The 25,629-nt window shown below is 56.3% G+C and carries 20 protein-coding genes; 13 read left to right on the top strand and 7 right to left on the bottom strand.

Going from position 1 to position 25,629, the window contains the following annotated elements; genetic code table 11:
- Positions 1 to 80: 80 nt before the first annotated feature.
- Positions 81 to 1,874 carry an ABCB family ABC transporter ATP-binding protein/permease gene (locus CLH62_RS11490; RefSeq protein ID WP_099618289.1) on the bottom strand — a complete coding sequence of 598 codons (1,794 nt, stop codon included), beginning with the start codon at positions 1,872 to 1,874 and terminating at the stop codon, positions 81 to 83.
- Positions 1,875 to 2,128: 254 nt separating this feature from the next.
- Between CLH62_RS11490 and CLH62_RS11495 the strand changes: the two genes are divergently transcribed.
- The 3 genes from CLH62_RS11495 (at position 2,129) to CLH62_RS11505 (ending at position 6,136) form a co-directional block, all read left to right on the top strand.
- Entirely contained in the window at positions 2,129 to 3,859 is a 1,731-nt protein-coding gene (locus CLH62_RS11495) for an ABC transporter transmembrane domain-containing protein (protein WP_099618290.1), read from the top strand.
- A gap of 89 nt (positions 3,860 to 3,948) precedes the next feature.
- On the top strand, positions 3,949 to 5,226 hold the full coding sequence (gene gabT / locus CLH62_RS11500) for a 4-aminobutyrate--2-oxoglutarate transaminase (protein ID WP_099618851.1): 1,278 nt from the start codon (positions 3,949 to 3,951) through the stop codon (positions 5,224 to 5,226).
- Positions 5,227 to 5,377: 151 nt separating this feature from the next.
- The gene (locus CLH62_RS11505; protein ID WP_099618291.1) at positions 5,378 to 6,136 is read left to right on the top strand and encodes a VC0807 family protein; all 759 of its coding nucleotides are present in this window, start codon (positions 5,378 to 5,380) and stop codon (positions 6,134 to 6,136) included.
- 93 nt (positions 6,137 to 6,229) lie between these two features.
- Here the strand turns inward: CLH62_RS11505 and gyrB are convergent, their stop codons facing one another.
- The 5 genes from gyrB to dnaA all read right to left on the bottom strand — a co-directional run bounded on the left by gyrB (position 6,230) and on the right by dnaA (position 13,854).
- The gene (gene gyrB, locus CLH62_RS11510) at positions 6,230 to 8,644 is read right to left on the bottom strand and encodes a DNA topoisomerase (ATP-hydrolyzing) subunit B (RefSeq protein ID WP_099618292.1); all 2,415 of its coding nucleotides are present in this window, start codon (positions 8,642 to 8,644) and stop codon (positions 6,230 to 6,232) included.
- Between the two features lie 54 nt (positions 8,645 to 8,698).
- Complete coding sequence (recF, locus tag CLH62_RS11515) at positions 8,699 to 9,826, bottom strand: DNA replication/repair protein RecF (protein ID WP_099618293.1); 1,128 nt, start codon at positions 9,824 to 9,826, stop codon at positions 8,699 to 8,701.
- 126 nt (positions 9,827 to 9,952) lie between these two features.
- On the bottom strand, positions 9,953 to 11,224 hold the full coding sequence (locus tag CLH62_RS11520; RefSeq protein WP_099618294.1) for an ABC1 kinase family protein: 1,272 nt from the start codon (positions 11,222 to 11,224) through the stop codon (positions 9,953 to 9,955).
- Between the two features lie 13 nt (positions 11,225 to 11,237).
- The gene (gene dnaN, locus CLH62_RS11525) at positions 11,238 to 12,341 is read right to left on the bottom strand and encodes a DNA polymerase III subunit beta (RefSeq protein WP_099618295.1); all 1,104 of its coding nucleotides are present in this window, start codon (positions 12,339 to 12,341) and stop codon (positions 11,238 to 11,240) included.
- 55 nt (positions 12,342 to 12,396) lie between these two features.
- Positions 12,397 to 13,854 (bottom strand): chromosomal replication initiator protein DnaA, encoded by a 1,458-nt coding sequence (dnaA, locus tag CLH62_RS11530; protein ID WP_407657783.1) that lies wholly within the window; start codon positions 13,852 to 13,854, stop codon positions 12,397 to 12,399.
- Between the two features lie 679 nt (positions 13,855 to 14,533).
- Between dnaA and rpmH the strand changes: the two genes are divergently transcribed.
- From rpmH to CLH62_RS11565, 8 genes are all read left to right on the top strand, one after another.
- Positions 14,534 to 14,668 carry a 50S ribosomal protein L34 gene (gene rpmH / locus CLH62_RS11535; protein ID WP_008172542.1) on the top strand — a complete coding sequence of 45 codons (135 nt, stop codon included), beginning with the start codon at positions 14,534 to 14,536 and terminating at the stop codon, positions 14,666 to 14,668.
- Positions 14,669 to 14,682: 14 nt separating this feature from the next.
- Complete coding sequence (rnpA, locus tag CLH62_RS11540; RefSeq protein WP_099618297.1) at positions 14,683 to 15,090, top strand: ribonuclease P protein component; 408 nt, start codon at positions 14,683 to 14,685, stop codon at positions 15,088 to 15,090.
- On the top strand, positions 15,090 to 15,383 hold the full coding sequence (gene yidD, locus CLH62_RS11545; protein WP_099618298.1) for a membrane protein insertion efficiency factor YidD: 294 nt from the start codon (positions 15,090 to 15,092) through the stop codon (positions 15,381 to 15,383). The genes rnpA and yidD overlap by 1 nt, the downstream gene beginning before the upstream one ends.
- Before the next feature lie 4 nt (positions 15,384 to 15,387).
- Entirely contained in the window at positions 15,388 to 17,112 is a 1,725-nt protein-coding gene (yidC, locus tag CLH62_RS11550) for a membrane protein insertase YidC (RefSeq protein WP_099618299.1), read from the top strand.
- A gap of 81 nt (positions 17,113 to 17,193) precedes the next feature.
- A complete protein-coding gene (gene mnmE / locus CLH62_RS11555; RefSeq protein ID WP_099618300.1) occupies positions 17,194 to 18,564 on the top strand; it encodes a tRNA uridine-5-carboxymethylaminomethyl(34) synthesis GTPase MnmE in 1,371 nt (456 codons plus the stop codon).
- A 141-nt stretch (positions 18,565 to 18,705) separates the two neighbouring features.
- Entirely contained in the window at positions 18,706 to 19,464 is a 759-nt protein-coding gene (locus CLH62_RS11560; protein ID WP_170005790.1) for a tetratricopeptide repeat protein, read from the top strand.
- Between the two features lie 24 nt (positions 19,465 to 19,488).
- Positions 19,489 to 19,881 carry a hypothetical protein gene (locus tag CLH62_RS21420; protein ID WP_228152835.1) on the top strand — a complete coding sequence of 131 codons (393 nt, stop codon included), beginning with the start codon at positions 19,489 to 19,491 and terminating at the stop codon, positions 19,879 to 19,881.
- 39 nt (positions 19,882 to 19,920) lie between these two features.
- Positions 19,921 to 21,849 carry a bifunctional diguanylate cyclase/phosphodiesterase gene (locus tag CLH62_RS11565; protein ID WP_228152836.1) on the top strand — a complete coding sequence of 643 codons (1,929 nt, stop codon included), beginning with the start codon at positions 19,921 to 19,923 and terminating at the stop codon, positions 21,847 to 21,849.
- Between the two features lie 9 nt (positions 21,850 to 21,858).
- Here the strand turns inward: CLH62_RS11565 and CLH62_RS11570 are convergent, their stop codons facing one another.
- Positions 21,859 to 23,679: an acyl-CoA dehydrogenase C-terminal domain-containing protein gene (locus CLH62_RS11570; RefSeq protein ID WP_099618302.1), complete on the bottom strand. Its 1,821-nt coding sequence runs from the start codon at positions 23,677 to 23,679 to the stop codon at positions 21,859 to 21,861.
- Between the two features lie 246 nt (positions 23,680 to 23,925).
- Between CLH62_RS11570 and CLH62_RS11575 the strand changes: the two genes are divergently transcribed.
- Together CLH62_RS11575 and CLH62_RS11580 are read left to right on the top strand one after the other, a co-directional pair.
- On the top strand, positions 23,926 to 24,486 hold the full coding sequence (locus CLH62_RS11575) for a DUF3833 domain-containing protein (protein WP_099618852.1): 561 nt from the start codon (positions 23,926 to 23,928) through the stop codon (positions 24,484 to 24,486).
- A gap of 45 nt (positions 24,487 to 24,531) precedes the next feature.
- On the top strand, positions 24,532 to 25,626 hold the full coding sequence (locus CLH62_RS11580; RefSeq protein WP_099618303.1) for an efflux RND transporter periplasmic adaptor subunit: 1,095 nt from the start codon (positions 24,532 to 24,534) through the stop codon (positions 25,624 to 25,626).
- Positions 25,627 to 25,629 lie beyond the last annotated feature (3 nt).

Genomic DNA, 25,629 nt, shown 5'->3' on the forward strand with positions numbered 1-25,629 from the left:
ACCGTGCGGAGCCAGGGATGGCGGAGCCCGAGCGTCACATGGATGTGCCGAAGGAGCGTGTTTTGGAAGGGCCCCTCCCCTTACTGTTCGCCACTCCGGTGCTGCTGCTCCCAAAGATGGGCGTAGTGGCCACCGCGGGCCAGCAACTCGCTATGACTGCCGCTCTCGACAATACGGCCGCCGTCCATCACCAGAATGGTGTTGGCATCACGGATGGTGGATAGACGGTGGGCAATCACCAGTGTGGTGCGCTGCTGGCTGACTTCTTTCAGAGCCCCCAGAATTGCCTGTTCGGACAGCGAATCCAGGGAGGAAGTGGCCTCATCCAGAATCAGCAACGGCGGGTTCTTGAGAATCACCCGGGCAATGGCCACCCGTTGCTTCTCGCCACCCGACAATTTCAGGCCACGCTCACCCACTCTGGTTTCATAGCCATCCGGCAGGCTGTGGATAAAATCTTCCAGATGGGCCAGGCGTGCTGCCCGGTACACCTCTTCCTCACTGGCTTCCGGCCGACCATAAGCGAGGTTCCGGTAGAGGGTATCGTTGAACAACACCGTATCCTGGGGCACCACGCCAATGGCCGAGCGCAGACTGTCCTGGGTGACATGCCGGATATCCTGACCATCAATGCGGATCGTGCCTTTGTCCACATCGTAGAATCGGAACAGCAGGCGGGCGAGGGTGGACTTGCCGGCGCCACTGGCGCCGACCACCGCCACCGTGTGACCGGCCGGAATGGTAAAATTCACATCCTGCACAATCGGGCGATCCGGGCGGTAGGCAAAGTGAATATGCTCAAAGCGCACCTCAGCATTTTCCACAGCCAGTTCTTTGGCGTCCGGTGCATCCTGAATGGCAGGCTCGTCCCCGAGCAGCTTGAACAGGCGCTCGACATTCACCAGCGCCTGACGGATTTCCCGGTAGACAAACCCCAGGGCGTTCAGGGGAATGAACAATTGCAGCAGGTAGGCGTTGATCATGGTGAAGTCACCCAGGGTGATTTCACCGCTGGCGACTTCCCGGACCGCCATCGCCATAATCACGATCATCGCCAGGCCGATGATCAGCGCCTGGCCCGAGTTCAGGGCCGCCAGGGACAACCTGTTTTTCAGGCGGGCCTGTTCCCAGTCCTCCAGATCGACGTCGTATAATTGCGCCTCATAGCGTTCATTGTTGAAGTATTTGACGGTTTCATAATTAAGCAGACTGTCTATCGCCCGCGAGTTGGACTGGTTATCCCGGGCATTGGCTTCCCGCACGAATTTGGTACGCCACTCGGTGATCTTGATGGAAAAGACCACATAAACCACCACAGCCACCAGTATGGCCACCACATACCCCACGTTGAACGCCACAAACAGGATGCCGGCGACCATCAGGATTTCCAGAAGGGTAGGGACAATGTTGAACAGGGTAAAACGCAGCAGGAAACTGATGCCGTTGGTGCCCCGCTCGATATCCCGGGCCAGACCGCCGGTCTTCCGGTCCAGGTGAAAAGCCAGTTCCCGTTGGTGCAGGTGCTCAAAAATCCGCAACGACACCCGCCGCATGGCCCGCTCCGCCACCCGGGCAAACACCGCATCCCTCAGCTCGTTAAACAGGGTTGCCCCGAAGCGCAGGGAACCATAGGCCACCACCAGCACTACCGGAATCCATAACAGCATGTCCTCGGCACGGGTCTGGTCCAGATAGTCCACGATGTACTTGAGGGCTAGGGGTGTGGCGACTGTTGCCAGCTTGGCCAGCACGAGCAATGCGAAAGCCAGTGCCACCCGGCCCCGAAACTCGGCCAGATAGGGCCATAGACCGGAGATCACTTTCCAGTCGGGTTTATGGTCTGCAGGGTAGTCGTTGTCGGCGTAGGCGCGCACTTGGTCTTCCTTCGGCTTCAGAGTAGTCGAGCGCACGGGGTGGGGCGGCCTGCCAGGACACGCTGTGAATACGTCCATGTACGCTCGGCAAAAGCCATCCCTGGCTTTTGACGGTCCTGGCAGGCCGCCCCACCCCGTACGCTCTTGCGTAGCTGTATGATAGGTCTTGTTACGAGTACAAACTGTATTGTTGCCAGAGTCTACAGCACCGCGTATCCAGGAGGCATACCATTAACATCCGTCACCGCAAAGCCCTGAAACTGGTTGTTGAATTCATCAGCCCCTACCGCCGGGCTGTCGCCGGAGCTCTTGTGGCTCTGATTTTCACGGCCGGAATTACTCTGGGACTTGGCCAGGGATTACGAATTCTGGTGGATCAGGGATTAGCCACGGAATCTCCGGAGAACCTGGCGAAGGCCATCGGGCTTTTTTTCGTGCTGGTGCTGGGCCTGGCGTTCGGGTCGTTTGCCCGGTTCTACCTGGTGTCCTGGATCGGGGAGCGGGTGGTGGCGGATATCCGCAAAAAGGTCTTTAACCATCTGATTGATCTGCATCCCGGCTTCTTTGAGCAGAACCGGGCGCTGGAGATCCAGTCCCGGTTTACCGCCGATACCACGGTGCTGCAGTCGGTGATTGGCTCCACCGTGTCCATTGCCCTGCGTAACGCCCTGATGCTGATCGGGGGCTTGCTGCTGTTGTTTATCACCAACGCCAAGCTGGCCAGCATTATCCTGCTGGGGTTCCCCCTGGTGATCGCGCCGATCCTGTTCTTCGGCCGGCGGGTGCGGCAGCTGTCTCGACTCAGTCAGGACCGGGTGGCCGATGTCGGCAGTTACGTGGGCGAGAATCTGACCCAGATAAAGACAGTGCAGGCCTTTAATCACCAGCCCCATGACCGTCTGTTTTTTGCGGAGGTCTCGGAGAAGGCCTTTGACATAGCCCGTGCCCGGATCCGGCAACGGGCCTGGCTGACCACTCTTGCCATTTCACTGGTGATGGGGGCCGTCGGCATCGTGATCTGGATTGGCGGGCTGGATGTCATTCAGGGCCGGATCAGCCCGGGCGAACTGGCCGCCTTTGTGTTCTACAGCCTGCTGGTGGGCGTGGCCGCAGGCGCCATCAGTGAGGTGATTGGTGAACTGCAGAGAGCGGCAGGCTCGGCGGCGCGGCTGTTCGAACTGCTGCAAACCGAGCCGGAATTTGTTCGAGACAATGCGGGCAAAGCCCTTCCAGAGCCCATCAAAGGGGAGATCCGCATTGAGCATCTGGGCTTCAGTTACCCCGGGCGATCGGAGCAGCCTGCCCTCACTGACTTTTCACTGGCGGTGACCGCCGGGGAAACCCTGGCACTGGTGGGCCCCTCCGGCGCCGGAAAATCGACCCTGTTCGATCTGCTGCTGCATTTTTACCAGCCCGATCAGGGCCGGATTCTGATTGACGGGGTGGATACGGGCGAGCTGTCTCTGGAATCTTTGCGCCGCTGTTTTGCCTTGGTGCCCCAGAACCCGGCGCTGTTTCATGGCACGGTGGCAGACAACATTCGCTATGCCCGTCCAGATGCCAGCCAGGAGGACGTGGAACAGGCCGCGCGGATTGCCCACGCCCACGACTTTATCCAGGGCCTGCCGAAAGGCTATGAGACAGCACTAGGTGATGCCGGCCTCGGGTTATCGGGCGGACAGAAGCAGCGCCTTGCCATCGCCCGGGCCTTGCTGGCGGACGCACCGATTCTGCTGCTGGACGAAGCCACCAGTGCGCTGGATGCGGAGAGTGAGAATCTTATCCAGCAGGCCATGCCGGCACTTACAACCGGGCGCACCACCCTGGTCATTGCCCATCGACTGGCAACGGTCAGAGATGCGGATCGCATCGCGGTTTTGGATCAGGGCCGCCTGCTGGCCGTGGGTAGCCATAACGAATTAATGCGCCATAATGATCTCTATCAGCGGCTGGCAAAACTGCAGTTCCGGGAAAACGCCGCCTGACAGCGACAATAGTCGGTTTGTTTCCTGTCACCGTACTACTTACACTGGTAGGTGAAACTTTTGAACCTGAACCCAGGGAGAATGGCAAAGTGAGCAATAAAGAATTGCAGGCACTCAAAGAACGCTACGTTGCAGCGGGCGCGGCAAGTCCCAATGAACAGTTTGCCGACCACGCAACGAATGCGGAGCTGTGGGATGCAGACGGCAAACGCATGATTGATTTTGCCGGCGGCATTGGTGTCCTCAACATCGGCCATCGCCACCCGAAAGTGGTGGAAGCGGTCAAGGCACAGCTGGACAAGCTGATGCACACCTGCCAGACGGTTATGCCCTATGAGGGCTATGTAAAACTGGCACAGAAGCTCAGCGAAGTGGCTCCGGTCAAGGGCCACGCCAAGGTCATGCTGGCCAACTCCGGTGCGGAGGCCCTGGAGAACGCAATGAAGATCGCGCGGGCCGCGACTGGCAAAACCAACGTGATCTGCTTCGATGGCGGTTATCACGGCCGGACTTTTTACACCATGGCCATGAACGGTAAGGCGGCGCCCTACCAGACGGATTTCGGTCCGATGCCTGGTACGGTCTTCCGTGCGCCATACCCGGTTCCATATCACGGCGTCAGCGAAGACGAAGCACTTCGTGGTCTTAAGATGACCATGAAAGCGGACTCGCCGGCCAACATTACCGCGGCCATCGTGATCGAGCCGGTCCTGGGTGAGGGCGGTTTTTACGCAGCTCCGGCCAGTTTCCTGAAGGAAATCCGCAAGATCTGCGATGAGAACAACATTCTGATGGTTGTGGACGAAGTTCAGAGTGGCTTCGGACGGACCGGCAAGATGTTTGCCATAGAGCACAGTGGTATAGAGCCGGACCTGATGACCATGGCCAAGAGTATGGCCGATGGTATGCCGATTTCCGCGATTGTAGGTACGGACAAGCACATGGATGCCTCTGGCCCGAACTCTCTGGGCGGCACCTATACTGGCAGCCCGACAGCCTGTGCGGCGGCTCTGGCGGTTTTCGATGTGTTCAAGGAAGAGGACATCCTTGGTAAGGCCCAGGCACTCGGCGAAAAGCTGAACAAGCGCTTCAGCCAGTGGCAAGAGCAGTTCGAGCATGTGGATAACGTCCGCAACCTCGGCCCGATGGCAGCTTTCGAGCTGGTGGAAAGCAAATCAAGCCATACGCCCAAGCCGGAACTGGCGGCGGCCGTTACCAAGAAGGCCAAGGAGAAGGGACTGATTCTGCTGAGCTGCGGTATGTATGGCAATACCTTGCGGTTCCTGATGCCGGTGACCATCGAAGACGATGTGCTGGAAGAAGGGCTCGCGATTGTGGAAGAGAGCCTGAAGGAAGTTGGGGCTTAAAACCTATTAAGCTTTCTGCGAACATCAAAGCCGGGCTCAAGGGCCCGGCTTTTTTGTGCGCTTACGCAAGCCTTCGAATTCATCGTATACTGCGGTGAGTTCTCCGGCAGTGCCGTTCGGCCTGCTGCTGTTTCACCAACCAGGCTAAACCATGACCTCTCCGAATTCCTCCAACATTCCGGACCACAAGCCAAGGCCCTGGGTCGATCTGCTGGTCAGTATCATTATTCCGTCCGTGATCCTGATGAAATTCAGTGGCGATGAGTACCTGGGCAATGTGAATGCCTTGCTGATCGGGCTCGCTTTCCCACTGGGCTGGGGACTGTTCGAGCTGGTTAAGTATCACAAGAAAAACTTTATTGCCGTGCTGGGTCTGATCAGTGTCGGTCTAACCGGTGGCATCGGTTTACTGGAGCTGGATGCCGGCTGGCTGGCGATCAAGGAAGCTGCAATTCCGGCCATCATCGGGCTGGCGGTGCTGGTATCGACACGTACGAAATACCCGCTGGTCCGGACCCTGCTCTACAACCCGACCGTGCTGGATGTCGGGAAGATTCAGCGCTCCCTGGAAGAGCACAATTGTGTTGCCGAGTTTGAGGAACGGTTACTGAAAGCCAGCTACTTTTTCGCGGGCACCTTTCTGTTTTCGTCGATCATGAATTATGTGCTCGCCAAGTGGATCGTAGTCAGCCCTTCGGGCACTCAGGCGTTCAACGAAGAACTTGGACAAATGACGCTGGTCAGCTATCCCATGATTGCCATTCCTTCCATGGTGATGATGATGCTCATTTTTTACTATCTGTGGCGCACCATCCGTCGGCTCACCGGGTTTACTCTGGAAGAGGTGATGGCACCGCATCTTGCTGAAAAGGAAGATAAAAAGTCCGCCGATTCAACGTCAGGAAAGTAGAGAACGCTGGTAACGGGAAGTTCGAGACAAAAAAAAGCGGCGAAGGTTTGATAACCTTCGCCGCTTTTTTATACCCATCAGAACGTTGACGAATCAGATATCCAGGTTGGTAACTTCCAGAGCGTTGGTCTGGATAAAGTTACGCCGCGGTTCCACATCGTCACCCATCAGGGTGGTGAAGATCTGGTCGGCCGCAAAGGCATCTTCAATGGTCACTTTCATCATGCGACGGGTTTCCGGATCCATGGTGGTTTCCCACAGCTGATCCGGGTTCATTTCGCCGAGACCCTTGTAGCGCTGAATGCTCAGGCCGCGCTGGGCTTCCTTCATCAGCCAGTCCAGAGCCCCTTCAAAGGAAAGAACTGGCTGCTTGCGCTCACCACGCTGGATATAGGCGCCTTCTTCAATCAGGCCATCCAGGGTTTCGCCCATGCGGGCAATAGCGCCGTAGGACGACGACTCAAAAAACTCATGGCTGAAGACGTGCTCATGGGGAATCCCGTGAACATAGATGGTGACCTTTGGCAGGTACAGATCACGCTCGGAATCTTTGGTGACCGAGAAAGTGTATTTGGTACCGGTACGGGTATCGAGATCCAGTCCATCGCCCAGGCGTGCGACCCAGCGGGCCACCGCTTCTTCATCCTTCAGGTGCTCCGCCTTGAGAGTGACGTTTTGAAGCATCTGTTCCAGCACCTTGGCAGGATACGCCCGGCGAAGCCTTGTGATCATCGCCATCACGGCCTGGTAATCCTTCACCATGGTTTCCAGCGCGGAGTCCTTGATCGCTGGAGCCTCAGGATTTACGTACAGCTGCGCGCCTTCCAGAGCGGTCTGGGTGAGGTAGGCCTCTTTTGCTTTCTCATCCTTCAGGTACTGTTCCTGTTTACCGCGCTTGACCTTGTACAGGGGCGGCATGGCAATAAAGACATGGCCCCGCTCAATGATTTCGCGCATCTGACGGAACAGGAAGGTCAGCAGCAGGGTACGGATGTGGGAGCCGTCGACATCCGCATCGGTCATGATGATGATCGAGTGGTAGCGAAGCTTGTCCGGGTTGAATTCTTCGCGGCCGATTCCGCAGCCGAGAGCGGTGATCAGGGTGCCCACTTCCGCGGAAGACAGCATCTTGTCGAAACGGGCTTTCTCCACGTTCAGGATCTTGCCCTTCAATGGCAGGATCGCCTGGGTTTTGCGGTCCCGGCCCTGTTTGGCGCTGCCGCCGGCCGAGTCACCCTCCACAATGTACAGTTCTGAAAGTGCCGGATCCTTCTCCTGGCAATCGGCCAGTTTTCCGGGCAGGCCGGCAATGTCCAGTGCACCCTTGCGACGGGTCATATCCCGGGCCTTGCGCGCCGCCTCACGGGCCCTGGCCGCTTCAATCATCTTGTTGACGATCAGCCTGGCTTCGTTCGGCTGTTCCTGGAGATAGTCGGCGAAGCTCTGATACAGCTCCTGCTCGACCGCCGTTTTCACTTCCGACGACACCAGCTTGTCTTTGGTCTGGGAAGAAAACTTCGGATCCGGCACCTTGACGCTGACAATCGCGGTCAGGCCTTCCCGGGCATCGTCACCAGAGGTACTGACCTTGGCTTTCTTACCGAGGCCTTCGTGCTCGATGTAATTGTTCAGAGAGCGGGTCAGGGCGGCGCGGAAGCCGGCCAGGTGAGTACCACCATCCCGCTGGGGAATGTTGTTGGTGAAGCAGTAGAGGTTTTCCTGGAAGGCATCGTTCCACTGCATCGCTACTTCTACGGAAATGCCGTCTTCACGCTCACGGTTGAAGTGAAACACCCGGTTAATCGGCGTTTTATTGGTGTTCAGATGCTCAACAAAGGCCCGCAGACCGCCCTCGTATTCAAACACCTCTTCTCTGCCGCTGCGCTCGTCTGTGAGACGAATGCGCACACCACTGTTCAGGAACGCAAGTTCCCGCAGGCGCTTGGCCAGAATGTCGTAGTGGAACTCGATGTGGGTAAAGGTTTCCGGTGACGGAATGAAGTGAACCTTGGTACCGGATGCTTCGGTTTCACCAACGGGGCCGAGAGGCGCGTCAGGAACACCGTGAGTATAGGTTTGCTCGTAAACCTTGCCATCCCGGCGGATTGTCAGGGTGAGGGTAGAGGACAAGGCATTAACAACGGACACCCCTACGCCGTGCAGACCACCGGAGACCTTGTAGGAATTGTCATCGAATTTACCACCGGCATGCAGAACCGTCATGATAACTTCGGCGGCGGAGACGCCTTCTCCTTCGTGCAGATCCACCGGGATACCACGACCGTTGTCCTTTACCGTAACCGATTCATCGGGGTGAATGATAACGCCGATCTCGGAGCAGTGGCCCGCGAGCGCTTCATCGATGGAGTTATCCACCAATTCAAAGACCATGTGGTGAAGGCCTGTGCCATCATCGGTGTCACCGATGTACATGCCGGGCCGCTTTCGCACCGCATCCAGTCCCTTCAAGACTTTGATACTGGAGGAATTGTAGTTCGATTCGCTCATTCGGTAACTCCTGAAGCGTGATAGGCCGGGGCATCTTAGCGTTCCGCTCCGGTCTTATTCTTCCGTCAATTTGCCATGTTCCACGTGGAACATTCTGTATTCTGGTGCCTTCCCGTCCGGCCAAAGCTGCCCAACCAGAGGCCGCTCGATCGACGTTATAAACACCTGACAACGCAATGCCTGTAACCTGCTGGCCAACATCGCCCTGTGCCCTTCATCCAGCTCGGCATTGATATCATCAAGCAAAAAGGTCACCTGTTTGCCCATGTCGCTCAACACCATGCCTTGGGCAATCTTCATTAAAATCACCAGGGTTTTCTGCTGGCCTCGGGAGAAGGTTTCAGCAACGGGTCGCCCCTGAAACTTCAACCGGATATCTGCGCGGTTGGGCCCATAAAGGGTGTGCCCCATTTTACGCTCCTGTTCCCGGTGGCTTAACAAAACGTCCACCAGGGATTGAGTGGTATCCCACCCGGCGTAAAACTCAAGCTTCAGCCCTTCGGTCCACTGCACTTCAACTTCCCGGACCAGCGCTTCAAATGCCGCCTTGAAGCGCACAAACGTATTCACCCGGGCTTCATTGATCCGGTCACTCAATGCAGCGTACTGGCGATCCCAGACCCGCAACAGGGATTCATCTAGTCTACCATTTCTGAGCGTTTGATTCCGCTGTGATGTCGCTCTCTGGCATTGCTGCCACACTGACGCAAAAGAAGGTTCCACGTGGAACACTGCCCAATCGAGGAACTGTCGTCGTTTTCCGGGCCCCCCGGCAACGACATCGAAAACGCCCGGGTCAATCACTGATACCGGTAAGTGCATTGCCAGCGAAGACAGACTTCGAACGCCTTCACCATCGACCCGCAATGCCGTTTCTTTCTGCACCACATCCCGGGAGATACCCAACCGGTGTACAAGACCATTATCGCTTTGCCCGGCATCGTCCGTCAGCCCGTGATCGAGTCCGCCAAACACGGTCAGTCGTTGTTCACCATGGCGTACGACCGCCTGATGCCGGTTTACCCGGAACGATCTCCCCAAACCCAGATATCCAATAGCTTCCAGTACACTGGTTTTGCCACTGCCGTTCTCTCCGTATATGAGGTTAAAGGAAGGAGAAAAACTCACGGGCGCCGGGGACAAATTGCGGAAATTTTCAGTCTGGAATTTAACTAGCGCCATAGACAAGAGAGCTCGAAGCGGAAAGGAAGGAGAAGAAAAATTCATCCGCACAATGAAAAAGGCAGCGTTACCGGACCCGGTAACGCTGCCTTAGTGTACAAAAGCCAATGCCTGAAGGCGACCGCCTCAATGAAGCATATTCAGCCGCTCATCCATAAACACGTCCATTTCCGGCGCAAGGATGTGAACATAGCGATCGAAATACAGAAACTGTTTCAGTAACAAGGCAAATTCACGGGGGAAATGGAGTCCGTGGCTTTCCCCGATTTTTACCATATCCATCAGAATATGATTCACATCGTCTTCAGCCTTATCGGCTTCATACGGAACCTCATCCGGTACCATCCTGTCCATCTGCTGGTAGAGCCTGCGAAGATCGCCGGCAAGATCGTCCGCCTGGACCGCCTGACGAGTGATCCCAATTCGGATCATGGCATCCGCCATGCCTTCGAAATTCCCAACCATCACTGCGGAAATGAAATCGCTGACCGCCTGCCAGGTATCCGGCTTTATCCTGCCAACGATTCCGAAATCAATAAACCCGACTCGCCCGTCTTTCAGGACCATCAGGTTTCCGGCATGAACGTCAGCGTGGAAAAATTCACATTGGGTCAGGCTCGCAAACCAGGTATTCATTGCCGTGATCAGAGTTCGTTCCGGATCCCGGGCATAACCCCGGATGCTTTCCAGATCGGTCAATGGCACCCCGTGAAAACGTTCCATGGTCAGAATTCGACGGGTACTGCAATTCTCGAAAACCCGGGGGACTGCCGCATCTTCGTTATGGGTGTCGTGAAGAAATTCCCGGAACACCTTCAGGTTATTGGCTTCCTTGATGAAGTCACACTCCTCCATCATGGTCCGCTGGATTTCTTCGACAATGCCGGACATGGAAGTCCAGGACAATCTAGGCGCCAGCGTCTCCAGAATCCGCGCGGATAAATACAGAAAATTCAGATCCGTCAGCAGAATGTTCTCAACGCCCGGCTTCTGTACCTTGATGACCACGTCTTCACCGGTCACCAGTCTCGCGGCATGGACCTGCGCAATAGAGGCAGACGCCAGGGCTACAGGATCGATGTCCGCATAGACTTCATCCAGCGGCCGCCCCAGTTCGTCAGCAATGATCTTCCTGATCACGCCAAAAGGCAGATTAGGAGTCTTATCCAGGCAGTTCTGGAATTCCTCCACGTACTCCTTTGGGAAGAACGTTGGCGAACTGGCGATAAACTGCCCGAGTTTGATGTAGGTCGCACCCAGCGATTCAAATGTCTGCCTCAGCAGCCTGGGTGTCGGGGGACGATCGCCCCGAACCCAGTTGATTCCTGTGCGCCCGAGTACCGACACAGTCTGGCCAATCCTGAAAGCTCCTTTGATTCCATTCGTTACGGCACTCATCAATCTCATCCTCCTAAAGCCTCATGGGCATGACCACGTACAGGCAACGGCTATCATTCTGCGCTTCAATCAACGCACTGCTGTTGGGATTGGACAGGGTCATCTTGACCTGGTCCTCATCCAGAGCGTTCATCACATCCACCAGGTAGCCTACATTAAAACCGATCTGCAGGGATTCGCCCTGATAATCCACAGGCAGCGCGTCTTCGGCCTGTTCCTGATCCGGATTGTTAGCGAACACCTGGAGTTCGTTCGGGGCCAGATTCAGGCGCACCCCCCGAATATTCTCGTGAGACAGAATCCCGGCCCGTTGCAGTGTGTTTTTGAGCGTTGCACGGTCTGCCAATACCACTTTGTCACCGCCGCGAGGGATTACCCGGTTATAGTCCGGGAATTTGCCTTCAATCAGCTTTGAGGTAAAGGTGTAAGCGCCCACTGTGGCACGCAGGTGATTATCACCAATCACCAGGGTGACCGGTGTTTCCACATCCTCAAGCAACCTAGCCAGTTCCAGTACGCCCTTACGCGGCACAATCACCTGGCGGAGTTCCGGACAATTGGTCGGCAGTTCCAGGTGAGCCATAGCCAGCCGGTGACCATCGGTGGCCACCGTCCGCACATGATCCTTGTCCACTTCCAGCAACAACCCGTTCAGGTAGTAACGAACGTCTTGCTGGGCCATGGCAAAGGCCGTTGCATCCAGCATCCGACTCAGCTCCTTTTGGGGCAATTCCAGCCGGAAACTCTCTGCTTCGTCTTCGACATTGGGAAAGTGCTCGGCCGGTAACGTCGACAGAGTGAAGTGACTCGCCCCACACCGAAGATGCAAACGGTCACCTTCCAGTGACAACTCCATCGGTGCCTCATCGCCCAGCGCGCGACAGATGTCGGAAAGCTTGCGGGCCGGGACGGTAATACGGCCGGGCTGATCCACATGCACCGGTGTTACCCGGGCAACCAGCTCCACTTCCATGTTGGTCCCGGTCAGGGTCAGGGTGTTGTCTTCTGCCACCAGCAGTACGTTGGACAGCACGGGCATGGTCTGTTTCTTTTCCACTACACCCGCAATGCTTTGCAGCGGGATAAGCAGGGATTCACGGCTGATCGTCAGTTTCATGGCACTCAGCTTTCTTTATGTTGGAAGGGTGAATGTTGTTCGCCAACGCCCGGCATCAGGTAGTCAGCAGTCTCATAAAATTCTGATAATCCTCGCGGATGCCCGGATCAGTCTCCTGCAACTCCACGATTTTCTTGCATGCATGCAGCACAGTGGTGTGATCGCGACCGCCGAAGGCATCGCCTATCTCCGGGAGGCTGTGATTGGTCAATTCCTTGGACAGGGACATGGCAACCTGCCGTGGCCGGGTCACTACGCGAGTCCGCCGTTTCGACAGCAGATCTGCCACCTTGATCTTGTAATATTCCGCTACCGTGCGTTGAATATTGTCGATACTCACCTGCTTCTCGTGAAGTGCCAGCAGGTCTTTCAGACTTTCACGGATAAACGGGGGCGTGATTTCAGAACCCGTGAAGTGAGCATTTGCTATCACCAGACGAAGCGCCCCTTCTAGCTCACGAACGTTTGAACGAATTTTCTGGGCGATAAAAAAGGCCGCTTCGCTGCTCAGCTTGACGTTGGCCTGCTCCGCCTTCTTCATCAATATGGCTACCCGGGTTTCAAGCTCAGGGGGCTCGACCATAACCGTTAAACCCCAACCAAACCGGGATTTAAGGCGTTCTTCCATGTCGACAATTTCTTTCGGGAAACGATCACAGGTCACAATGACCTGCTGTCCGCCCTCAAGCAACGCATTGAAGGTATGGAAAAATTCTTCCTGGGAGCGCTCTTTGCGTGCAAAAAACTGGATGTCATCAATAAGCAGGGCATCCACTGACCGGTAATAGCGCTTGAACTCGTTAATGGCATTCAGCTGTAACGCCTTGACCATGTCGGCCACAAAACGCTCGGATCTGAGGTATGCCACTTTGGCCCTGGGATTGCGACGGACTATCTCGTTCCCGATAGCATGCATCAGGTGGGTTTTACCCAGACCTACCCCACCGTAGAGAAACAGAGGATTGTAGGCACCACCTGGATTTTCGGCCACCTGCATCGAAGCAGCCCGCGCCAGCTGGTTGGACTTACCTTCCACAAAGGTTTCGAAGGTGAAACCTTCATTGAGAAAACTCTGGTGTTTGATGTCCCCTTCAATCTGAACCGGCCGACGCTCATTAAAGCTTTTGGGTCGCACAGACGTTGACCCGGCCGACGTTGATCCAGGCACCATCGCGGCGACGCCTCTTTCCTCTTCCGTGACCCGACTCCCTGATTCTTCAAGCACCTGACCGTTCACCCGGGCAGGCATTTCCGAACGCTTGACCGGATCACTTTCCCGGGGTGCAGATCCAACCTTCATATTGACCCGGGGCGCCTGGCCACCGTTCAGATCCTTGAGAACTTCTTCAATACGCCGAAGATATTTTTCGTTGACCCAATCCATAACGAAGCGGTTGGGCGCGAACAACATCAGCTGCCCCTCCCGGTGATCGGATTGCAGGGGCCGGAGCCAGGTATTGAACTGTTGTGCGGGAAACTCGTCCCGGAGTACTTCAAGACATTGATGCCACATACTGTTTGGCACGACAGCCTGCTCCCGATAACCCTGAAATGTCGCTGAACGGATAAGACCATCCTGTCCAGAGAGATGACCCCGGATTCTAACCCGCCGGCGCTCTCAGTGAAAGAGCTAAAGCCGGTTCATGAACAGCCTGTGGAAATTTATTTCGTTATATTTCAATTTAATACAGACTTACCTACAACCTTGTGTACAGAAAATTCCCGCTTAAAAGGTTATGCACAGCCCTGTGTGTACAACCGTGGTTAAACCCTGTTAGGAAGACTGGGACACAACCGGGGATAACTCGGTCAGATTCGCCCAAACCGTGTTACCCACATTTCGCCCCTGCGTCGTCCACAGCCCTCAAGGCGCTTTGTCAATACCCTTGTCAACCAAACAAGATGTTGTTTTTTGGAACTTATTGTTGCTTATCCACAGAAAACGTCGCCCCTAATAACAGTAATAATTAATTCTTAAAGAAATTCTAAAAGACCTACTGAATTTATTACCTGTCCGAAGCTTTTCCCGTTTTCAGCCACCGGCGTAATCCTCCGCACAAAACTCCTCATAACACCGTAGGAATAAACATTGAATTCCCACCGCTATTTGCATAGAATGCCGCTCCTGTTTCGGCTGTACAATTTCCAGCCAGTTACTGAATTCCCAACTTACGAATTGTGAGATCATCACCATGAAAAGAACGTTTCAACCAAGCGTCCTGAAGCGTAAGCGCGTTCACGGTTTCCGTGCCCGTATGGCAACTGCCAACGGCCGCAAGGTTATTTCCCGTCGTCGTGCCAAAGGCCGCGCACGTCTGTCCGCGTAAGCTCTGTTCGCCGAATGAAGGCTTTGGGTTTTCCGAAATCGAACCGTCTCCTGCGACCTGCTGATTACGGTAAAGTCTTCGACGACGTGCAGCTGAAAGTTCCGCACAGGAATTTTCTGATCCTGGCGACACCGAATAATCTCGGTCACGCCAGGATCGGTTTGATTTTTTCAAAGAAAAACCTGAAGCTCTCGGTGCAGAGAAACCGGATAAAACGCCAGGTCAGGGAAAGTTTCCGACATCAGGCGGACCTCCCGGGACTTGACGTTGTGGTACTGGGAAGACAGGGCCTTGTTTCCCTGGACAACCCAACCGTTCGCGCATCCATGGACGACCTCTGGCGACGGCTCAGAAAAAAACACTCTCAATCTCAGCCATCCCGGGCAGCATCATCGGAGACTGCCGGTCGAGGAACGGGTTAATGCGCAAACTTTTGCTCCTGCCCATTCGCTTCTACCAATATGCCATCAGTCCCATGATGGCCAGCCATTGCCGCCACCACCCCACCTGCTCACAATATGCCGTTGAAGCCATTACCCATCATGGCGCCCTGAAAGGGTTATTTCTCGCAATCCGGCGTCTGTTAAGGTGTCATCCCTGGGCGGAAGGCGGGTATGATCCGGTGCCGGGCACAGAACAATCCGTGGGCCTGGAATCCGGAACACACTGCGTACACGCTGATCATTCCCATACAACAACCCAGACCAGACAGTAACTCTATGGATATTCAACGCATCGTATTATTTGCCGGCCTGGCTATTGTCAGTTATCTGATGGTGCTTGCCTGGAATGAGGATTATCACCAGCAACCGGAGACCGCCCAGGTTGCTCAATCAGCTCCGTCACAAACCACTGACGGCTCAGGCAATTCAGACAATATGGTGCTGCCGGAAGACAGTACTGGCTTATCCGTTCCCAATCAGGGCACTGAAGAATTCGCCACTCCGGAAACCGGAGAAGCCGTAGTCAGCCAGGCCGAAGCCGGTACCACCGTTACCAATCAGTTCGTGAAAGTCCGGACTGATGTTTACGAACTGACTATCGACCGTGTCAGCGGCAATCTTGTCCGCACGCAACTTCTGGATTTCGACAAGTCACTGAACAGCAAAGAACCTCTGACCCTGCTCAATAACACTGAAAACCGGTTGTATGTTCTTGAGAGTGGACTGATTGGCCGTGACGGCCCGGATAGCCGCAAAAACGGTACGGCCCCGGTTTACCAGACTGAAGCGTCGAGCTATGAACTGGCCGAAGGCGATAATCAGCTCACCGTTGACCTGACCTTCACGACCGACAACGGCGTCCGGATCATCAAGCGCTATCAGTTTGAAAGGAACAGTTACGAAATTGGTGTGAAATACCTGGTTGAAAACCAGTCCAGTGAAAACTGGCAGGCAAACTTCACCGGTAAAATAGTTCGTGACCAATCCCCCGACCCGACATCCTCCGCCAGCATGGGGATCAAGGCCTTCCTGGGTTTGGTTATCAGTTCCCCTGAGGATCCGTACCAGAAATTCGAATTCGACGATCTTCAGGAAGAACAAGTCAACCGGTCGGTCACCAATGGCTGGCTGGCCTTCCTGCAGCACTACTTCATTTCAGCGTGGGTTCCCGAACGCGATCAGACTGCCCAGTTCCAGACTACCCGTCGCGGGCCTTATCATGTAATGGGCTTTGTCTACCCTGCCACTACTGTGGAGCCTGGCCAGACTGCAGAAATCGGAGCCCGTGCCTACGTTGGGCCCAAGGTTATTGATCGCCTGGAAAACATGGCGCCCAATCTGGATCGCACCGTCGATTTCGGCTGGCTATTCTTCATTTCCCTGCCACTGTTCATCATCCTGGATTGGTTCCACAGCATCGTTGGAAACTGGGGCGCTGCCATTATTCTGCTGACCGTTCTGGTGAAAGCGGTGTTCTTCCACCTGTCCGCGACCAGCTACAAATCCATGGCGAAAATGCGAGCCGCAGCTCCGCAGCTGACCCGCCTCAAAGAACTCTATGGCGATGATCGCCAGCGCATGTCACAGGAAATGATGGCGTTGTACAAACGGGAAAAGATCAACCCGCTGGGTGGCTGCTTGCCAATCCTCGTGCAGATGCCGGTGTTCATCTCCCTGTACTGGGTTCTGTTTGAAAGTGTACAGCTGCGTCATGCCCCGTTCATGCTGTGGATAAATGACCTTTCCCAAATGGATCCTTACTTCATCCTGCCAATCCTGATGGGTGCAAGTATGTTCCTGCAGATGCACCTGAACCCGACACCGCCGGATCCGATGCAGGCCAAGATCATGAAGATGATGCCTCTGGTGTTTACCGTGTTCTTCCTGTGGTTCCCGGCAGGTCTGGTACTGTACTGGCTGACAAACAACATTCTGTCGATCAGTCAGCAGTGGTACATTACCCGCAAGATTGAAGCAGAAACGGCAGCCAGGAAGCACTGACCCGTGCAATTGATCTGACCTAAACCAAACAGAGGCTCCTTCACGGAGCCTCTGTTGTTTCGGCCCCGAGGAACAACCAACATGAGCCAGAGTTCTGACACTATCGCCGCCATTGCCACGGCACCCGGGCAGGCCGGTGTTGGCATTGTCCGGGTCTCCGGTCCCAAGGCTTCCGAGATTGCCCGACAGATGTTGGGTTTCCGCCCAAAACCGCGTTATGCCCACTACGGTCCCTTCCTGGACAGCAACGGTGAACTGATCGATGAAGGGATAGGACTGTTTTTCCCCAATCCAAACTCCTTTACCGGCGAGGACGTGTTCGAGTTACAGGGCCATGGTGGCACGGTGATCCTGGATCTTCTGCTCCGTGAGGTTTGTAGCCGGGGCGCAAGACTGGCACGCCCGGGTGAATTCTCTGAGCGGGCGTTCCTGAACGACAAGCTGGATCTGGCTCAGGCCGAGGCCATTGCCGATCTGATCGAGAGCAGTTCGGAACAGGCAGCCCGCTGCGCTGTGCGATCCATGCAGGGTGTGTTTTCCCGCCAGGTAGACGATCTGGTAGAGGCGGTGACCCACCTCAGGATCTACGTTGAAGCGGCCATTGATTTTCCGGAAGAAGAAATCGATTTTCTGGCCGATGGCAAGGTCGCCAGCGATCTTCAGGCTCTGCTTGGCCGGCTTGAGCGGATTCTTGCCGACGCCCAGCAAGGGACTATCTTGCGGGACGGTATGAAAGTGGTCATTGCCGGGCGGCCGAACGCGGGCAAGTCCAGCCTGCTCAATGCTCTTGCCGGCCGGGAGGCTGCGATTGTGACCGCGATTGAAGGCACCACCCGGGATGTTCTACGGGAACATATCCACATTGATGGGATGCCACTGCACATCATAGACACCGCCGGCCTGCGGGAAAGCGGTGACGAGGTTGAACAGATCGGTATAGCCCGGGCCTGGGACGAAATCCGGCAAGCGGACCGAATTTTGCTGATGGTCGATGCCACGACGACCGAAAAAACAGAGCCCCATGAGATCTGGCCGGATTTTATTGACCAGTTGCCTGCCAACGCACCGGTTACGGTTGTCCGTAACAAGGTTGACCTTTCCGGTGAAGCGATTGGTATTAGCGCGGACTATCATCAGAGTGCACCGGTTATCCGACTGGCTGCCAGGTCCTCTGAGGGACTGGAGGTTCTCCGGGATCACCTGAAACAGTGTATGGGCTTTGCCAGCACCACCGAAGGCGGTTTCCTGGCCCGCAGACGGCACCTGGATGCCCTGGAACGGGCCCTGGCATTACTGGTGCAGGGTCAGAGTCAGCTTGAAGGCTTCGGTGCCGGCGAGCTCTTGGCGGAAGACCTGCGAGCGGCCCAGGATGCCCTCGGGGAAATAACCGGTCACCTGACACCGGATGAATTGTTGGGCAAGATTTTCAGCAGCTTCTGCATCGGCAAGTGATAATGTGTTTGAGCAATCAAGAGCGATCCTGATCATCAAGCCACTGGTAACAGGCAGGTAGAACCGATGTACTGTCGCTATGTCCTGGTATTGTTCCTTGCAATCACGTCTGGATGCGCGAGCATCGACGAGGATCGCTTGATGGACACCTCGTCGGATCTCCTGGACCGGACTGGCAAGGTCCTGCACGATATCGTGAGCGGCCCCGATACATACGAACAGGAGCTCCGGGCTCTGTTCGAACAACCTTATATTGATCCACTGACGGATTACCTGAGACAGCATAGGGAAGACGAGAACCGGGCTGCGACCATGGGCCGTGTCAGAGCTGAACGGGACAGAAGATGCCGTGTTATTGCCGACCAATACGCCGAAAAGCCGGCGACGGAACCGATACTGGCACAGTTTCGGGCGGGCTATCTTTTTTCCTGTCCGGCCCGGGTAGCGGCCTTTTCCGAGCGTGTTACCCGGTCCCGGGCCAGCCCGCCCGTGGCAGAACCCGAGCCAACCGTTTCCGGCCCGGAACCGGTTGGTCCCTCCCCTGATCAGCGGGCCATGAGCGATTGTTACCTGCTCACCTCAATTCGTAATTTCAGTGCTGCCCGGGAGGCATGTCTGGCGCCGGCAAGAGCTGGTGATACCCAGTCCCAGACCAATCTGGCAATCATTGCCTATGCGTTTGAAGATTATCCGGAGGCGCTCCAATGGGCCCGGGAAGCTGCTGACCAATCCAGTGAGGCAGCGTATCTGCTCGGCCAGATGTACGCTGCAGGTGAGGGCGTCGCACCCAATGAGCAACAGGCCGTATACTGGTATACCAAAGCGGCCGGTCAGGGCCACGAACAGGCCATTGGCATCCTGAAGCGAAACGGCAACAGGGTGTCTGGCAGCGATAGCTGATTTCCACACCCAGGGCCATCATCTATGTCGGGTATGCCTCGTAGCAGCCTGTTTTTCCGGAAACGTTCGTCGTCACGACAGTCCATCATGTGGTTGCTGGGTCTGTTGCTGCTGGTGTTTGTGGCTGGCATGTTGTTGCTTTCCAGTCTCAATTTGACCTATTCCCGGGAGGCACTTTCGGAGCTCCGCAGGGAGCAGATTGAAGAGGTGGTTGGCGCCGGTCTGGCACGGATCAACGCCCGTCAGTCAGCATTGGCCAGCTATACCGCAACGCTGGCCAATGTCGGTGAGAGTTTTCAGTCTCTGGCCGAAGATAGTGACTCGGACGCTGGGCGAGATCAGTTGCGAAGTCAGCTTGAGCAAACACTGCAGGCCCATCTGCTGGATTTCGAAGGCGCAGCCAGTGCCGGACTCTGATTTGAACCCGGAGTACTGGCGACATCAGGTTCCAGCTTCATGCCGTATTTTGTCCTCGACGACGGCAAGACACAGAGACTGGACAGTGTAAGCCGTTTCACCCAATACCGGGCAGCTCCCTGGTTTATGCGCACACTGACCGCCGACTGGCGCCCGGAACCGGATAAGGCCGGGGAAGTGTACTGGTCACCAGTGTACTTCGACCTCAACACAAAACGGGCAATTCTGACCCTCGCGAGCCCCATGTTTGATCCGGATGGGCGATTGCTGGGTATGGCCACCACGGCCTGGGGTGCGGATCAGGTGATTGAGCTGGTGAGCCGGATCAATGTTACTGAGCACAGTTTTGCCTTCCTGAACGACCGAAATAACCGGAATCTGTCCAGTCTCAGCCAGGGCGAGGACACTCGCCGTGAACAGGCAATCATTGACGCCGTCCTGTCCCTGAACCTGGGCGATACCCTGTCTTCTCCGCTGACCGGCACTGATAATCCGCCGGAAGAGTTAACCACCCGCCGCCTGACGATTGACGGCGACGATTACGAGCTCTATTTTGCCGCCACAATGGCTGGCATGGTGTACGGAGCTGGCGTGCCGGTCAGTGAAATCAATGCGGTTCTGCTGCCCATGGAGCGGACCAATCGCAACATACTGGCTGGAACAGTGGCGGCCATGCTGCTCCTCAGCCTGTATCTGCTGTACCGGATTGCCCAGTTGATTCGGGAGCTGCAGGCCTCCTACACCGATCAGATGACCGGGCTCCCTAATCGGGTCCGCCTTCTGCGGGATTTGCAGGCAACGGCTCAGGCGTCATTGCTGATAGTAAATCTCGACCGATTCAAGGAAATCAACAGTCTGTTTGGCAGTGTCTGCGGAGACCAGGTATTGCTGGCGGTCACTTCCCGGCTCAAAAATCTGCGCCGGAAGATCAGCCCGGCAAGGCTGGATGTGTATCGCCTGCCGGGCGATGAGTTTGCCATTCTGATGCCGCAACTGGCGCCGGAAGAGATCGAGGATATCGCCTGCCAGGTGCGGGACTCTGTGACCCGGGAGCAGATCTATTGGCAACAGCAACCAGTCACAGTGGATATCAGTATCGGCATGGCAATCCGGCCCGGCCGGGCGCCGGAAGAAGCCCCGGATCAATTGGTCAGTCAGGCCAAGATCGCGGTGTTGCAGGCCCGGGAACAATCGCGTCATTACCTGCTGTACGATCCGGCAGTGGGGGTTGAGGAGAACTACGAGAGCAATCTGCACTGGGCCAACCGCCTGAAAGCCGCCATCGAGCACGACTGGCTGGTGCCCTGGTTCCAGCCGATTTATGACAACCACCATGAACGGGTCAACAAGTATGAGTGCCTGGTCAGAATGGTGGAGCCTGACGGCCGCGTTGCCAATGCTGGCCAGTTCATCGAAATCGCCGGCCGGTTGCGCCTCAATGGCAAGATTGCCGGAATGATGATCGATAAGTGCTTTGCCTGGTTCCGGGACCGGGACGAGGCATTCTCTATCAACCTGTCCTACGGCGACATTGCCGAATCCGAGACATTGGCTCATGTTCTGGACGCATTGGAGCAGACCGGTATTGGTGACCGGGTCATTTTCGAAATTCTGGAATCCGACGGTATCGAGAACTATGCCGAGATCCGGTCGTTTATTGACCGGGTCAAGGCATACGGCTGCCGCATCGCCATTGATGATTTTGGAACCGGCTACTCCAATTTTGCCCATCTGCTGAGCCTGAATGTGGACTTCATCAAGATTGATGGCAGCCTGATCCGTCACCTGGACACCGACCGCACGGCCTATCTGGTGACCAGTGGTATTGTCCAGTTTGCCCGTAGCCTGGAGATCCAGACCGTTGCGGAATTTGTCCACAGCGAGGCAGTGCAGCGGTGCGTCCGGGAGCTGGGCATCGATTTTTCCCAGGGCGAATACTTCGGCCTGGCGACGGCGGATCCGGATTGAACCGGGACACTATCCGGTAAAGGCCAGATCATCCACAGCCAGCTGCATCAGGTTTTTGCTTGGGCTGAGCATGGTCGACGCGTGGCTTTGGGCCCGTGGTAACAACCGCTCAAAATAGAATTCCGTGGTAGCCAGTTTGGCCTGGTAAAAGGCGTCGGATTCGTCCCCGCCGTTGTCGAGTTTATCCACAGCCACCGAAGCCTGGCGGACCCAAACATAGGCCATGGTGACGTAACCGCTGTACATCAGGAAATCGTAGGCCGCTGAGCTCACTACATCCCGGTCTTTGCGGGCAGCGAGCATGATGCGCACGGTCAGCAGGTTCCACTGGCCAGTCAGCTTGAGAAGCTCCAGGGCATAGGGCCGAAGCCGCTTGTCGGTCAGGTGCTTGCGGGCAAAGTTGGCAATTTTCAGAGTGAATTCGCGCACGGCGCCGCCCCGGGTCATGAGCAGGACCTTGCGGCCAAGCAGGTCCAGTGCCTGGATGCCGGTAGTGCCTTCGTACAATGTGGCAATGCGGGTATCCCGGACAATCTGTTCCATGCCATGTTCGCGGATATAGCCGTGGCCTCCGAACACCTGCACCCCGAGGTTAGCCGCCTCGTACCCCATTTCGGTCAGAAAACCCTTGAGGATCGGGGTGAGAAAACCGAGTTTGTCGTCGTACTTCTCCGCTTTTTTGTCGTCCCCTTCGGTAAAGCCCTCCACCATATGATCCGCCAGACGGGCAGCGTAATAGAGCATAGCCCGGCCGCCCTCGGCGATGGCCTTCTGGGTCAGGAGCATCCGGCGTACATCGGCGTGGTGGATCAGGCTGTCGGCCACCTGGTCCGGTTCTTTCTTACCCGAGAGTGCGCGCATGGAACGGCGCTCCTTAGCGTAGGCCAGGGCCCACTGATAGGACAGTTCTGCTGGTCCGACGCCCTGAATGGCGGTGCCGATGCGGGCGGTGTTCATGAAGGTGAACATGCAGTTCAGGCCTTCGTTTTCCGGCCCGATCAGAAAGCCGGTAGCGCCGTCGAAGTTCATCACACAGGTAGCAGAGGCCTTGATCCCCATTTTTTTCTCGAGGCTGCTACAGACCACGGCGTTGCGTTCACCCACGCCACCCTGGCTGTCGGGCAGGAACTTGGGAACGATAAACAGGCTGATACCCCGGGTGCCTTTCGGAGCGTCCGGCAGGCGGGCAAGTACGATGTGCACGATGTTCCCGGTCAGATCGTGATCGCCGGATGAGATAAAGATCTTGGTGCCGGTAAGCCGGTAACTGCCATCGGCCTGGGGTTCAGCCCGGGTTTTCACCTGTCCCAGATCGGTGCCGCACTGGGGTTCGGTCAGGCACATGGTGCCGCCCCAGCGCCCCTCGGTCAGTGGTGGCAGGTAGGTCTGCTTCTGGTCGTTGGAGCCATGCAGGAAGATCGTGTTCATGGCGCCCAGGGACAGGCCGGGATACATGGAAAACGACCAGTTGGCGGTACCCATCATTTCCTGTTTCAGCAGCCCCATGGAGGCGGGTAGGCCCTGGCCTCCGAATTCCTCTGGGGCAGAGAGCCCCTGCCAGCCGCCCGAGACGTATTGCTGGTAGGCCTCTCGATAGCCTGCCGGTGTGGTCACCTCACCATTTTCAAGCTTGCAGCCGTCTTCATCCCCTGACAGGTACAGCGGGCTCAGCACTTCCTCGCAGAGTTTTCCACACTCCGTGAGTATGGCCTCCACGATATCCGGCGTGGCGTTTTCGCCACTGGCCAGGGTGGCATAATGTCCCGGGTAGTCGAACACTTCGTTCAGCAGAAACTTCATGTCGCGCAGGGGCGCCTTATAAACGGGCATAATGGAATCCTCTGGGTCTGTCGCGGAATCGGGTGGGGGCGAACTCTGCCCTCTTGCCTGCTGTTTTACGCCATTCCCGGAGCACTGCCATTGACGAAAAGCACTGATGGGACTGTCAGAATGGACAATTGGCCGAAATGACGAAGTCGGCCCCGTCTGTGTTGTTAAATGATCGCTACAGAGCGGGCCGGCGTATTCTTCAGCGCCAATGCCTTGTCAAAAACCCTCAGTAAGAGTGTAAAAGTCATGCAAAGCCTATTATCCGGGATTTCGAAACGCTTACCGGCTCCTATACTCTGGATGGTGTTCTCTGCACTGTTGCTGAGTGGTTGTGCCAGCCCGTCGCTGGATGATTACGCCGACAGGACCCCGCAACTGGTCCCTGAGCAGTTCTTTACCGGCGAACTTTCCGCTCGTGGTGTGGTCAAGAACTTTTCCGGCGAGGTGATCCGCACCTTCGATGCCGACATCAGCGCCTCCTGGGATGACAAAGGCGTCGGGACTCTGGATGAAACCTTCCGTTTTAACGATGGCGAGGTCCAGACCCGAGTCTGGACTCTGACGCCTTCGGATGAAGGGTATCGTGCCGAAGCCGGCGATGTGGTGGAGCCGGGCACCATGCGCTGGCGCGGCAATGCGATTCACATGAATTATGTGCTCCGTGTGCCCTACGGCGACGACACCCTGGATGTGCGGATGGATGACTGGATGTACCTGATAACCCCGGACACCCTGATCAACGAGACCACCATGAGCAAATGGGGAATTGACGTGGGTGAGGTGGTACTGGTGATCCAGAAGAAATAGCCCGAATGAACGATTAATCGAGACAGACAAGAGCCTGGAAATACTATGTTGAAACAGTGGTTGATTGCGCTGGTGCTGGTGGCCGTGGCTGTCGGTGGTGCCGTTGTGTTTCAGAATCTGGATAGCGAAACAGCGGCCCAGGATGGCAGGGAACGCCCGGCCAGCGTGGTCAACACGGTTGTTCCGGAACGCGACACCGTTCGCGATGTGGTGAAGGCGGTTGGCAGCCTCAAGGCGCTCAATGCCGTGGAGCTGACCACCGAGGTGAGTGGCCGGGTAATCGAGCTGAATCTGGAAACCGGCCGCCGTGTTGATAAGGGCCAATTGTTAGTGCGCCTGGACGATCGTCAGGCCCGGGCCGATCTGGAGGTCATCGAGGCGCAGCTGGCGGATGCCCGTCGGCAGTACGAGCGCGCCCGGCAACTGCGCTCGAACAACAGCATTTCGCAATCCCAGGTGGAAGAACTGCGCACCGTCGTGGATGTGGCTGAGGCGCAGCGCCAGTCAGCACGGGTGCGCCTGGAAAACCACCGCATCGAAGCGCCATTTACCGGCGTGGTGGGGCTCAGCGACATCAGCATTGGTGCCTACCTGACCTCAGGCACCAGTGTCACCACTCTCGACAGCACCGATACAATGGAACTGAATTTTGCCATTCCCGAGCGCTTCCTGGGCCAGGTGGCGTTGAACCAACCGGTCAGCGGCCAGTCCCTTGCGTATCCTGATCAGACATTCAGCGGCAAACTGGCGGAACTGGGTACCCGTATCAATGAGCTTAGCCGTACCCTGCCGGTGCGCGCACTGATCGATAACCCGGAAGGCCGGTTGCGGCCAGGTCAGTTCATGTCCGCCACCCTGACCCTGCGGGAGCGGGATGCATTGGTGATTCCGGAACAGGCGGTGATGATCCGGGGTGATGAAAAGTATGTGTTTGTGGCGGAGGACGGCATTGCCCGCCGGATGTCCGTCACCCTGGGCTCGCGGATGCCAGGTCGGGTTGAGGTCGTTGACGGCCTGACCATGGATGACCAGATCATTGTTACCGGCCAGGACCGGCTCAGCAGCGGTGACCGGATTGATGTGAAGGAAGGGGAAAACGTCATTCCCGATAACCGCTTCGCCAAGTCCATGGAGTCCTGATCC

It is taken from the genome of Marinobacter guineae, from assembly GCF_002744735.1.
GTDB lineage: Bacteria > Pseudomonadota > Gammaproteobacteria > Pseudomonadales > Oleiphilaceae > Marinobacter > Marinobacter guineae.